At 64.1% G+C, this 11,816-nt stretch carries 9 protein-coding genes; 3 read left to right on the forward strand and 6 right to left on the reverse strand.

The window, feature by feature from the left end:
* Nucleotides 1-9 precede the first annotated feature (9 nt).
* Together NKI88_RS13960 and NKI88_RS13965 are read left to right on the forward strand one after the other, a co-directional pair.
* A complete protein-coding gene (locus tag NKI88_RS13960; RefSeq protein ID WP_352655692.1) occupies nt 10-1,116 on the forward strand; it encodes an OmpA family protein in 1,107 nt (368 codons plus the stop codon).
* Between the two features lie 56 nt (nt 1,117-1,172).
* Complete coding sequence (locus NKI88_RS13965) at nt 1,173-2,417, forward strand: caspase family protein (RefSeq protein ID WP_352655694.1); 1,245 nt, start codon at nt 1,173-1,175, stop codon at nt 2,415-2,417.
* A 58-nt stretch (nt 2,418-2,475) separates the two neighbouring features.
* On the opposite strand, the gene NKI88_RS13970 is transcribed toward NKI88_RS13965, so the two are convergent.
* Entirely contained in the window at nt 2,476-3,039 is a 564-nt protein-coding gene (locus tag NKI88_RS13970; RefSeq protein WP_023687008.1) for a DUF6931 family protein, read from the reverse strand.
* 229 nt (nt 3,040-3,268) lie between these two features.
* On the opposite strand from NKI88_RS13970, the gene NKI88_RS13975 reads away from it, so the two are divergent.
* The gene (locus NKI88_RS13975; protein WP_023732205.1) at nt 3,269-3,805 is read left to right on the forward strand and encodes an OmpA family protein; all 537 of its coding nucleotides are present in this window, start codon (nt 3,269-3,271) and stop codon (nt 3,803-3,805) included.
* Nucleotides 3,806-3,891: 86 nt separating this feature from the next.
* On the opposite strand, the gene NKI88_RS13980 is transcribed toward NKI88_RS13975, so the two are convergent.
* The 5 genes from NKI88_RS13980 to NKI88_RS14000 all read right to left on the reverse strand — a co-directional run bounded on the left by NKI88_RS13980 (nt 3,892) and on the right by NKI88_RS14000 (nt 11,809).
* Nucleotides 3,892-5,505 carry a caspase family protein gene (locus tag NKI88_RS13980; RefSeq protein ID WP_352655696.1) on the reverse strand — a complete coding sequence of 538 codons (1,614 nt, stop codon included), beginning with the start codon at nt 5,503-5,505 and terminating at the stop codon, nt 3,892-3,894.
* Between the two features lie 265 nt (nt 5,506-5,770).
* Entirely contained in the window at nt 5,771-8,167 is a 2,397-nt protein-coding gene (locus NKI88_RS13985; protein ID WP_352655698.1) for a M23 family metallopeptidase, read from the reverse strand.
* Nucleotides 8,164-8,625, reverse strand: coding sequence for a DUF1036 domain-containing protein (locus tag NKI88_RS13990; RefSeq protein WP_023667922.1), 462 nt, complete (start codon nt 8,623-8,625; stop codon nt 8,164-8,166). The genes NKI88_RS13985 and NKI88_RS13990 overlap by 4 nt, the downstream gene beginning before the upstream one ends.
* An 11-nt stretch (nt 8,626-8,636) precedes the next feature.
* Nucleotides 8,637-11,054 (reverse strand): serine/threonine-protein kinase, encoded by a 2,418-nt coding sequence (locus NKI88_RS13995; RefSeq protein ID WP_352655699.1) that lies wholly within the window; start codon nt 11,052-11,054, stop codon nt 8,637-8,639.
* On the reverse strand, nt 11,051-11,809 hold the full coding sequence (locus tag NKI88_RS14000) for a PP2C family protein-serine/threonine phosphatase (protein ID WP_352655700.1): 759 nt from the start codon (nt 11,807-11,809) through the stop codon (nt 11,051-11,053). Before NKI88_RS14000 ends, NKI88_RS13995 begins: the two co-directional genes overlap by 4 nt.
* Nucleotides 11,810-11,816 lie beyond the last annotated feature (7 nt).

Below are 11,816 nucleotides of genomic sequence, written 5' to 3' on the forward strand. Positions count from 1 at the left end.
GGGGCATGCATGTTCGGGGTCGTCGGATTAGCAAGGCATGGAAAGCCGTCGCAGCGCTGGCGTCCGCCGGCTCTGGTGGTCGTGGTGTTCGGCCTGTTGCTGCTTGCGCCGGAAGTTGCGAATGCGCAGCCGAACTGGACGCTCGATCCGGCGAATTCGACACTCACCTATCAATCGGTGAAGAAGAACACCATTGTCGAAACCAACAAGATCAGGAACCTCTCGGGCACGCTGACATCGGATGGCGCCGCCAAGGTCACGTTCGACCTCAACTCGGTCGACACCGGTATCGACCTTCGCAATGTCCGCATGCGCTTCCTGTTCTTCGAAACCTTCAAATTCCCGACGGCGGAAGTGACGGCGAAAGTCGATCCCGCCGCTTTTGCCGATCTCGCCACCAAACGGCGCATGAGCGCGCATATCCCGTTTCGCCTGAGCCTGCACGGCGTCGACAAGGACCTTGAGGCCTATGTCGTGGTCACCATGATCACCGACAGCATGGTGTCGATCGCCTCGGAGGCGCCGGTCGCCGTGCATGTCGAGGATTTCGGCCTGTTGCCCAACATCGAAAAACTCCAGCAGGCGGCCAATGTCAGCAGCATCGTCCCGACGGCTTCGGTGTCGTTCGACTTCGTCTTCACCGCTGATGGCGCCAAGCCTGCGGCCACGCCTGCCGTCGCGGCCGCAGCCCCAGCCGATGCCGGGCCGGTCGCCACAGATGCAGGCAAGACGTCCTTCAGCGACGATGAATGCCTGAACAGGTTCGAGGTGCTGTCGCGCACCGGCGCCGTCTATTTTCGCCCAGCCAGCGCTCGGCTCGATGAAAAGAGCCGCCCACTGCTGGCCGAGGTGGTCGGCGTCGTCGGCAAATGTCCGAAACTGAAGGTCGAGGTTTCGGGCCATACCGATTCCGACGGGTCGCCGACGGCCAACAAGAACCTGTCGGAACGGCGCGCCAAGGCGGTCGCCGACGCGATCATCGCTGCGGGCATTCCATCGGCGCAGATCACGGCTTCCGGCTATGGCGAGGAAAAGCCGGTGGCGCCGAACGATACGCCGAAGAACAAGGCGCTGAACCGGCGGATCGAGTTCTCCGCCACGCCGCTCTCCAACTGAGCCGGTCGTTAACTGAGAAGGCCCGTCAACCGAAAAGGAATCCGGTGCGTTTGGACATGATTGCAAGTTGCGGCAACTTCATGCGCGGCATCGGCCTCGCCGTGCTGGCGCTTGCGTTGACCATGACCATTACCATGACCGCGGCCAGTGCCGAACGCCGCATCGCCCTGGTGCTCGGCAATTCCCATTACCGGAACGCGCCGGTGCTGCCCAATCCGGTGAACGATGCGCAGGCAATGTCCGATCGCCTGAAGGGGCTGGGCTTCGAAATAGTCTCCGGCCTCGATCTCACCAAGGCGCAGACGCAGGAAAAGATCGCGCAATTCGCCAGGCAGGTGCGTGGCGCCGATATCGCGCTGTTCTTCTATGCCGGTCATGGCCTGCAGGTCTCGGGCAGGAATTACCTGCTGCCTGTCGATGCGGCGCTGGAGGACGAGACCTCGCTCGACTTCGAAGCCGTGCAGGTGGACTTCATCCTGCGGCAGATGTCGCGCGAGACCAGCATCAGGCTGGTGTTCCTCGACGCCTGCCGCGACAACCCGCTCGCCGATGTGCTTGCCAAGGAGACTGGCGGCGACAGCACGGCAAGCAGCGGCCTTGCCGAAATACCGATCGAGAATGGCGGCGCCGGCACGCTGGTCGCCTTCGCTGCCAGTCCCAACCAGCTCGCCTATGACGGACCGGGCGAGCACTCGCCATTTTCGGCGGCGCTGCTTGCCCATATCGGCGAGGTCAACGTCTCGATCACCGAAGCGATGAACCGGGTTACGTCGGATGTGTTCAAGGCCACAGCCGGACGCCAGCAGCCCTGGGTCAACGTTTCGCTGACCACCGATGTCGTGCTTCACAAGGTCGATCTCAAGGCGCCGCTGATCGTCGGCGATTCCGGCACGGCTGCGCCCGAAGGCGATACGCAGGCGCGCACCGGCGCGGCCGCCAATCCGCCGGGTATGGACGCCGGCGAGCAGGCGCTGGAACAGCTGCGTGAGGAAATTCCGAAGCTGGGCTCGGACGCGCCAGTCCTTTTCGACGTTCCGGTCAATTTCGGCGACCCGGCGATCGACGGCAAGAGCATCGCCCAACTCATCCAGGGCAAGCCGCACTTCAGTCCGGTCGAGGGCCTGGAAAAGTCCGTCTGGGACAACCAGTGCAGCAACTGTCATCAATGGACCGAGGAGCGGCTGTGCGACCAGGCCAAGACCTACGTCACCAATGATGTCTCGGTGTTGCGCCTGCAACACCCGCTGGGCACGCGCTTCAAGGTGGCACTCGGCAAATGGGCGCAAAACGGCTGCAAATGAGACCGCCAACAATGGGTTGGATCAGATTTCAATGAAATCTCATCACGATCCAGAGCAATCAGGCTCGGCGCAGCGCCTCGGTTTCGGCCAGATGGATGCCCATCTCGACAAAGGCGGTGAGCACGGAGAAACGGTCCGCCACCGCAACCCGCGCCAGTCCGGCCAGTATGCCGGCATTGACGGCATGCGCAGCCGGCAGCGGCCGCAGCCTCGACCCGTTGGTCTGCGGCGTCAGGCCATTGATGTGCCGTTGCGCCGCTAGCGCGATCCAGCCGGCAGGCGTGTGCTGCTGCGTCATCGCCGCCCCGGCGACAGCCTCCCGGCGGGTTGCATTGTTGGGGTCGCCGACCCACTCCTGGATCAGTGTCAGCGTTGCGAGGTCCTGCTCTTCGAGCAGCTCGGTCAGATGCCCCAGGCACTCATGGCCCCACCAGATTGCGGCCCGGTCAGGCAGGAGATAGGCGCAAAAGGTAATCGCTTCCTCGGGGATGCGCCCGGCCATCAGCCGGCGGCAGAACTCGAGCGAGGGTTGGTCGGTCGGAACGGCCGTCATGTCCCGGGCGACAGCCGTGTTCGCGGCGAAGAGATCGCGTGCGGTCTGGAATCGAAGCCCGTTGACCATCGCTGCTGTTATCCTCCCCCAGCCCTCACTCAACCCGCCTGCGAGGCGCGGGTCAAGTCTGTCGACCACCACATGTCCATGACGTTGTTCACAGACAAACGCCTCACGGTTTGGTATATTCCACAGCCGACCGTGATCTCGACAGATCATTGTCGAACAGGAAGAGTTGGCCCGGATCCATGGATCGGGCCTGAGTGAAAATCGGATGCTCGAAACGGGAGTAACCGTTATGCAGCGGCACATTTCAGTCTTGGCATTGGCGACCGTGCTTTTCTCGACTCACGTCTATGCCGACCCACTTCAGAAATCGGAAGACATTGTGAAGTTCTTTGCCGGCACGATCGATCACGGCGCGGCACGCGGGATTTGTGTCGGCACCGAGGACGAGTGCAAGAGCAAGACCGGCCAGAAAGAAAAGCCTCCGGAGAAGACCGGCCTCGATATGCTGATCAATTTCAGCCTGGATTCGTCCGAGCTCGACGCCAAGGCGCGCAGCGAACTCGACGAATTCGCCAAGGCGCTGAAGGACGATCGGCTGAGCAAGCTGTCCTTCGTCGTCGAAGGCTATACCGACGCATCCGGCTCGGCGACCTACAATGAAGGCCTGTCGCAGCGCAGGGCGCAATCGGTCACCGCCTTCCTCGAATCCAACGGCATCGAATCCACCCGCATCAAGGCGGTCGGTCTCGGCGAGGCCAATCCACGCAATCCCGATCCCTACGATCCCGTCAACCGGCGGGTCGAGATGCGGATCAAGGCGCAGTAGCTTCGCCGGCTGCGTCTTCCGGCCGTCGTCAAACACAACGCCGCGTCCAACGGACACGCGGCGTTTTGATTGTTTGACATGATCGATCAGTTCTTGAGCACGCCGCCGACCGCTACGCCGGTGCCGAAGATCAGCGCCTTGGTCAGGAAATCATTGTTGTCCCGCGGCGGCGGTTCATCCTCGCGCACGACCTCGCGGTTGCGCCTTTTCTGCACGAACTGCTGTTGCCGGCGCGGCTTCTGGGCGTACTGCTTCTTGCGTGGCTTTTCCGCCGCGGGCATCAGCGTGCGGGCCTTCTGCACCACCTGTTTTCTCGGCTTGTCCACGCCGGCCTGGTCGGCCTCATGCTTGGCACGCACGGCCTCCATCATCGGATCCGTCTGGATAACCAGGAACGCCAGTTGCTCGCGCGTCAGGAAAGTGGTCGGAGGCAGCCCGTTCCCCTCTTGCCAGTCGCCGATCGCTTGCCGGGTCTTGGCGCCGATATTGCCGTCAACGCGGCCAAGCTCGTTGCCCAGCGCCTCGACACGCAATTGCAGGTCGATGCGGCCCTGGCGATCGAGACCGATCGCGTTCTCCGTCGCCTCGGTGCCCAGCACCTTCTTCATGTCGTCCGAAATGCCTACCGAGGTGCGCGCGGCAGAACCCGAGTTCGCTTCTTCGGCAGCAAGCGCGGCGACGTCTCGTTCCTGCGCTTTCGGATCGTTCAGCGCATCGATGTTGAGCCGCGCCACCGTGGCGAAGCGGCCATTCGGGAACTGTTCGAGATAGGCTTCGTAGAATGGCGCGGTGTTGCGCTTCGAGGCCTCGTCCCAAAGCCGCTGCTCGACTTCCCACGAAGGCGGTTCGCTGGTGACGGGGGCAGGGGCGGGCGCTGTCGCGGCGTTCGCGTCGTCGGCGGCCGGTTTTGCCACCGGCACGGCTTCGGCGGCCGGTTTGCCAAGGAAAACCTCGCGGCCCAGCGATGCGTTGTGCCATGGCCGCTGGCGGCCTTGCGTGGTCTCGGCCACTTCGCCGCGCACCCGCGTCAGCGCACTCTGGATCTCGACGCCGGGTTCGGTCAGGTGCCTGGCGAGCGCGGTCGAGTAGGGGCTGTCGACGCCGTTGCCGTCAAAGGCGATGGCGCCCGGGTCGGTGGCATAGGCAATCAGGATGCCGCCGGTGCCGACGCCCTCTGATTTAGGGTCGATCGGCGCCAGGCCGGTGCCCAGCGCGGTGGAGCGGGTCTTCGGCATCGCGGCCGCCAGTGTGCGTGCCAGCGGATTGTCGCGGCAGGCATCGAGGATGATGACGCCGACCGCCGGGTCGGGTGGCAATGCGGCCATGAAGTCGTCGATCTGGACGGTGCGGGTCTTGAGATAGGCAGGTGACGTCAGTTCGGCGTCGACCGGGATCAAAAAGTTCTTGCCGTCGACCTGCATGCCGTGGCCGGCATAGAAGATGACGGCGAGGTCGGCATCGTAGGACTGCTCGGTGAATTTGCTGATCAGGCTGTGCATGCCGGCATTGTCCTGGTCGACGCCCTCGATCACCTCGAAGCCGGCATTGCGCAGCGTCGATGCGATGAGATGCGCGTCATTGGCCGGATTGGGCAATTCGACGGCATGGACGTATTTGCTGTTGCCGATGACCAGCGCGACGCGTTTGACGCCACCGGCATCCGGCGCCGCCGCCTGGACGGTGCCAAGCGCGGTCAGCATTAACAGAAAAAATCCGCTCAAAAGGACGGCAAACGCTTTCATGGGATCGGCCCTCCGCCCCAATGGGGCGCGTTATTGATGGCTGCGCATGCTAGATTTCACCAGCGACTGTATCGCTTCTGCCAAAATGGCTGTTGGGCGTATGTGATCCCAGCCACAGTTTTGGTTCACAAGGACCCAAAAACCTTCCCAAATATCCGCAAACATACCATTCGCCGGCCTCAGAACCAATCGGCTTGGCGAAAGCCGGGGCGAACTGCCAGCTCTAGCCCGGCTCAAGAGTATTTTGGATCGAACCGACCAGTGCCGTTATCGCCTGCTTGTATTTTTCGAACTCCGGCGATGTCTGGCGGACTTCCGTCGTCGTCTGCTGGCCCGCATCGGTGGTGGCGGGCGTCGGCAATTTGCGGCCCATCTTCCGTTCCGCCCAGTCGACGACGTAGCTGGCGGTCTTGCCGGCAAGAAACGGGTTGGCCTGGATAACGGACGAGCCGAGCACGGCGCTCAACTGCGCCGATCCCGGCGACGCCAGCACCTGATGGGCGCCTTCCATACCGAGGAAATGGCAGAGATAGAGCCGGCCGGCGGTGATCTGGTGGCCACGCGCCTTGAGATAGGCTTCGCCCTCGCGCGCCAGATTGCGCACCATCTCACGCGAGATGGTGGCGTCGTAGCGCAAAGCGAGCAGGTCTGCGGTCGACAGCGAGCGCGCCAGTTCGGGACGATAGGTGTTCATCATCCGGATCCAGGTCTTGGATATGAACTGGCCGGCGCCTGTCGCCGAAGACAGCGGGTTCTTGGCCCGCGCGCTACCGCCCGATTCGACGTGGACGATACGGTCGGTCAGCGTTTCGACGGCGGGATCGCTGGAAGTGACGGCGATTGCAGCGGTCACTGTTCCGAGCGGATCGATCGCCTGACCGCTCTGATAGAGTTCGAAATGCAAATGTGGCCCGGTCGACAGGCCGGTGGTGCCGATATAGCCGATAATGTCGCCGGCCTTCACCTTGGTGCCGACACCGCTGGCAATGGCGAATTTCGACATATGCGCGTAGCGCGTCTCGCGGCCGCCGCCATGGGCGATCTTGACCACATTGCCGTAGCCGCCGCCGTCGCCCTGGAAGATGATCTCGCCGTCGAAGGCTGCTGCGATCGGGGTCCCCACGGGTGCTGCCCAGTCGACGCCCTTGTGGATGCGAACAACGCCCAGGATCGGATGCTTGCGCGGCCCGAAGGTCGACGTCATGACACCGTTGACCGGCGTCACCATGCCGTTGGCCACCGTCAGCGAGCGCACCTGGTCATCGCCCGAGACGCAGGAAAACTGGCCGTCGCTCTGCTGGAAAACGAAACAATCCAAGCTCTTTTGCGTGCCTTGGATACCGACATAGAGCACCCGTCCGTCGGTCTCGTTCTTGCCGCGCGGCGTCTGCGAATAGATCAGCACAAGGCGCTGGTCCTCGCTGGCGAAAGCATCCAGATCCTGTCCGCGCGACAGATACATAATGGCTTCGCCGATGATGCCGCTCGGCACATTGTTGCGGGCCGCCGTCGAGTAGATCGCGTCGAGCAGGCGGTATTGCCGTTTCTGCGTGCCTTCGGTCTCGGCGCCCGAATAATTGAACAGGTCCTCGCGCACCCACGGGTCGACGCCCGACACGAAGGCGCCCGCCGCGTTGCGTGTCAGCGTGCCGACAAAGACGTTCCTGGCGTAGATCGAAACCTGCATCAGCGACATCGTCGTGGTCTCGCGCGTCGGCCTGAAGCCGCGCATCGCCACGACATAACCAGGCTGCAGGCCGTCCTTGTCGAACAGCGCCTTCAGCGCCTCGCCGGCAAGCTTTGCGTCGTCGGTGGAAAAATGCGCATCGAGCGCCACGCTGTCCAGGCTGCGGTCGTTGAGGATTTTCACGAAAATGTCCTCGGTCGCCTCGAAGCGCTGGTATTCCGAGCTGACGGTGGCAACGCTGGTGTTGTTTTCGACCGGTGTCTTCTGAAAGGCGGGGAGTGCTGCTTCGCCCTCATCGATGGTCTCGCCCCAGCCGGCCTCGGGGTCATCGGCCGCCGCCGTTGCACCCGGAGCGACCTGCGGGTCAGGAGCTGGGCCGGAGGCCGCCGGAGCCCCGTCCGCGCCGGGCGATGGCTTCAGATCGTTCTGCAGGTCATTCTGCGGATCGCTGGGTTCGGCGGGTGGCGCGACCGCGGTCTTCCGCTGCGCCTGAAAGAAAGCGAAATCCTCTTGCGTCGAGGGGATCGTCGTCATGAATTTTTCGCTGGCGCTCAGCATCACGTCGGAGAGAACCATGATCTGAGGGGAGATGCCGGCCTGGTCGAGCTCCGCCGGGCGCGGCATCCCGCGGCTCTTGGCAGCGCCCGCCTCCGGCGCCAGTGTGATCCACATCGGGTCGCCGGCAAGGTCGATGATGGCCGGCACGTAGACCGATGCGTCGGCCGGCACGTCGTCCGAGCCTTCGACGGCGTGCAGTTCCTCGTCTTCGTCGCCGAACGACCAGTAGTCGGCGGTAAGATAAAAGCCGGTGGCAATCGCGGCGAGGACGATTGTCGCCAGGCCAGCCGCCAGCCCGAGCCAGATCCTGCGCCTGCGCAGCGCGGCGCGCGCCTGCTTCTTTGCTTTGAAGCTGGTGTCGATGCTGTGCGTCACGGCGCGCTTCCGGTCAGGAAGAAGGTCCAGCGCACCTGTTCCTGGGTGTCGACTTCGAGAAACTTCGCGGCGATATGGCCGCGCTGCCAGCATTCATCGATGCCGCGGATCGAGAACCGCCGCCGCTCGATGCACATGTCGGTGGAGCCTGCCAGAATGGCGTGGCCGAAGACATCCGTCGCGTAGATGTAGATGTAGCGGTTGGTCAGCTCCTCGCGGATGACGTTGACGCATTGATTGGCGCCGATGGTCCACCAGCCATCGGTCTGGTCGGCATCGTCGACCTTCTGGCCGACGGCAAGATTGACGACGTCGAGCGTCTGGTTGCAGACGGTGAATTCGGCGCGCGCTTGCCCGGTGGAAAGAAGCGCCAGCAACAGCGTCGCGACCGCGCTCGCGGCGAGCTTCACCCGCACGTTCCGGGCAAGCAGGACGGGATCACGGCGACGGCGTTGCATCGGCGTCGGTGCTACCCGCCGAGGCGGAAATATTTGGCGGTCGCCGAAAATGCCGAACTCCTGGCGCCGATCTCGTCGAGTATCCTGGGCAACAGCACCGAGGCCGGCGTCGGCGTTGTGAAGTCCGCCGCCTTTATGTCCTGCGGCCCGGTGATCACCATGATGATCTGCGGCAACGCCTTGCCTGCCGCCTTGTCGGCGGCGCCGAGCCCGATCGGGATCGAGAAGGTTGCCTTGTCGGCTTGTACGACAACATGATCGTCGAGGTTGAAGGCGATGCCCCTGTGGTCGATCAGGAACACGCTCGACACCAGCCCGCCATGCGTCATCAGCGTGCCGTCGATCGGCGAGCCGTCCGGCACCGATGTCTGGTCGAGGACAAGCTGCGGCCTGTCGGCCGTGCTCGCGCCCATGAAACGCAGGAAGCCGGTGATCCCGCATTGCGGGGGCTGGATAAGGCGGACGCTGATATCCGGCTCGACATGGAACTTCGCCTGGAATTCCCCAAGCAACTGTTCGAAGGGTGGCACCGACGTGCCGAAGCCCTCGATCGCGACACCCTTGTCGGCGGCCGACGTCACCGTCGCAAAAAAACAATCACCACCATTGAAGGCGCGTACCCAGGTGACCCGCTCCGCGGCCGCATCGGCCGGTGGCGGCACCTCCGGCTTGGGCACGTTCATGGCAATGTCGGGCTCTGCCGGCTTGTCGGCCTGCTCACCGCTGGCAATATCGGGCTGGCTCGGCTTAGGCTCCGCGGTCGGTTCAGGCGCCTGCGTGTCCGGCTTGGGCGCCTGCGCGGTCGGTTCAGGCGCCTGCGCCTTGGGCTCGGGCGCTTGAGCGGTGGGTTGCGGCGTAGGTGCTGTGGGTTTGGGGGCCTCGGCCGTCGGTTCAGGTGTTTGCGTGGCTGGCTCTGGGGCTGTCGCCTTGGGCTCTACCGGCGTGCTGACAGGCTCCGGGTTCTTCGCGGCATCGGGCTTCGACGGGCCGGATGGCGGTTGCAGCGCAACGGTCTTGTCGGTCGGTTCGGCCGGCTGCGGGGCCGTAGCGCTCGACGCGACTGGTGGCGTCGGCTGCGGCTCGACCGGCGCTTTGGCCTGATCTTCAGCCGGAGTCTCCGCTGGTTGCGGCTTTGGCACCATCTTCTCGACCGGCGCAGTGTCCGGAACGGGCTTGTCAGCGACGGTCGGCTTTGTCAGTCCGGGTTGGAGCGGCTTGCCGGTGTCGGTGACGCGAGGCCGGTCTCCGAATCCCACGATACCCGATGCATAGAGCCCTCCAAGCGATACCATGGCCACCGCCGACAGCACCGCGATCGTCAGATTTCTGCCTGTAGTAGCACGCTTCGGTGGTGTGCTTGCTCGCTTGGGAGTTTCAGCAGCCGGTTTCGGCTGCGACAGGTGCGCCGGGCGCACGTGCGGCACGAAAGACGGCTCCGCCGTGCCGCTTGGCGGGGCCGAACCGAAGCCTTGGGCCGGCGAGTCCCCGACCTTCGAGACAGGCCCTGCGGTCTGCCCGGTTCGCGGCAGACCGGGCCGGGGCGCGAGCGATGCCGGCGGCAAGGTCGCGTCGCTGTCGTCGCGCGTCAACCGGGCGATTTCGGCCATGCTGGCCGGTCGATGATCCGGGTCAGGCTGCAGCATCGCTTCGACAGTGTCCCTGAAATCGGCATCGATGCCGGAGAGATCAGGGACGGTCCGCCGTTTTTCGACGATCTCGTATTGCGAGCCGCCCATATCGATCGGCTTGCCGCGCAGCGCCGCCGCGAGCACCAGCCCCAGGCTGTAGATGTCGGACTGTTCGCTGACCTCGCCGCCATAGAGCCCGAGCTGCTCGGGGGAGACGTAATTGTATTTTCCGGCAAACTTGCCGCCGATCAGCGTCTCGCCACCGACCGCGGCCGATCGCGCAATGCCGAAATCGATGATCTTTGCCCGCTCGACCCGGCCGCCCGGCAGGATGATGTTGTCGGGCGACAGATCGCGGTGGATGGCGCCGGCCTGGTGCACGGCGCTCAGGCCCGAGGCCAGCCGGTGGCACAGTTTGCGCACATCCGGAGTCGCCATCGCCCCGCCGCGCATGACGTCGTACAGCGACTGGCCGTCGACGAATTCCATCGCCAGATAGGGCCGCCCGATGCCGGGATCTATGGTGAAGACGTGGTAGCGCACGACCGCGTCATGCGACAGATGGTTGAGGATCGAGGCTTCCTTGCGAAACAGCGACAGAATCGTCTGGTCGCGGGCGAATTCCGGCAGCACGATCTTGATCGCGACGTGATCGCCGGTCTGGATGTTGTGGCCGCGATAGACTTCGCCCATGCCGCCCGACGCGATGCGTTCGTCGAGCTCGTAGATGCCGCTGAGCTGCGTGCCGACGCTGGTATCCGCCATGTTGGGCAATAGCCGGGTCTTGTCGTCGGAGCTCATCGGTCGTGGCCTCCTGCTCGGGACAGGCCATTGCCTTTGTCTCTGATCTTGACCAGAACGATGGTGACGTTGTCCGTGCCGCCGCGCTCGAGCACCATGGTAAGCAGCTTTTCGCAGGCAGCCTGCGGTGCTGCCGAGAGCACTGCTGCCGCAATTTCCGCGTCGCTGACATGCGCCGTCAGCCCGTCCGTGCTGAGGATGAAGATGTCGCCGGCAAGGGTCTCTCCCTGCTGGAAGTCGATGGCGATTTCGTCGTTGACGCCGATGGCGCGGGTGATGACGTTGCGGCGCGGCCAGTTCTCCGCTTCGGCCGCGCTGATCGCGCCGCTGTCGAGCAGTTCCTGGACCTCGGTGTGGTCGCGCGAAATCTGCGAGATCGCGGCGTTGCGCACGAGATAGACGCGGCTGTCGCCCGACCACAGGCAGGCGAACCTGCCGTCCATGGCCAGCAGTGCGGCAACGGTGGAGCCGATGGTCACGCCGCGTGAACGCGAAATCCGGCGAATCTCGGCATGGGCCCGGTTCAACCGGTCCTCGAAGCGCGCGCGCAGATCCGGCGCCGAACTGGCGATGCCGATCGTCGCCAGATGCTCGACAATGCTTGCCGAAGCGACTTCTCCGGCCTCGTGCCCGCCCATGCCGTCGGCCACCACCCAGAGGCCGATCCGCGGCTCGACCAGAAAGCTGTCCTCATTGTGGTCGCGCACGCAGCCCTTGTGGCTCACGCCGTAGCTCTCAAAGGCGGCATCGTTCACTTGCCTA

Source organism: Mesorhizobium sp. M0317 (genome assembly GCF_040321555.1).
Classification (GTDB): Bacteria; Pseudomonadota; Alphaproteobacteria; order Rhizobiales; family Rhizobiaceae; genus Mesorhizobium.

What these genes read in the sequence shown, in the direction of transcription:
- NKI88_RS13960 (WP_352655692.1), top strand. Translation starts at nt 10, where the DNA reads ATGTTCGGGGTCGTCGGATTAGCAAGGCATGGAAAGCCGTCGCAGCGC.
- NKI88_RS13965 (WP_352655694.1), top strand. Translation starts at nt 1,173, where the DNA reads ATGATTGCAAGTTGCGGCAACTTCATGCGCGGCATCGGCCTCGCCGTG.
- NKI88_RS13970 (WP_023687008.1), bottom strand. Translation starts at nt 3,039, where the DNA reads ATGGTCAACGGGCTTCGATTCCAGACCGCACGCGATCTCTTCGCCGCG.
- NKI88_RS13975 (WP_023732205.1), top strand. Translation starts at nt 3,269, where the DNA reads ATGCAGCGGCACATTTCAGTCTTGGCATTGGCGACCGTGCTTTTCTCG.
- NKI88_RS13980 (WP_352655696.1), bottom strand. Translation starts at nt 5,505, where the DNA reads ATGCTGACCGCGCTTGGCACCGTCCAGGCGGCGGCGCCGGATGCCGGT.
- NKI88_RS13990 (WP_023667922.1), bottom strand. Translation starts at nt 8,625, where the DNA reads ATGCAACGCCGTCGCCGTGATCCCGTCCTGCTTGCCCGGAACGTGCGG.
- NKI88_RS13995 (WP_352655699.1), bottom strand. Translation starts at nt 11,054, where the DNA reads ATGAGCTCCGACGACAAGACCCGGCTATTGCCCAACATGGCGGATACC.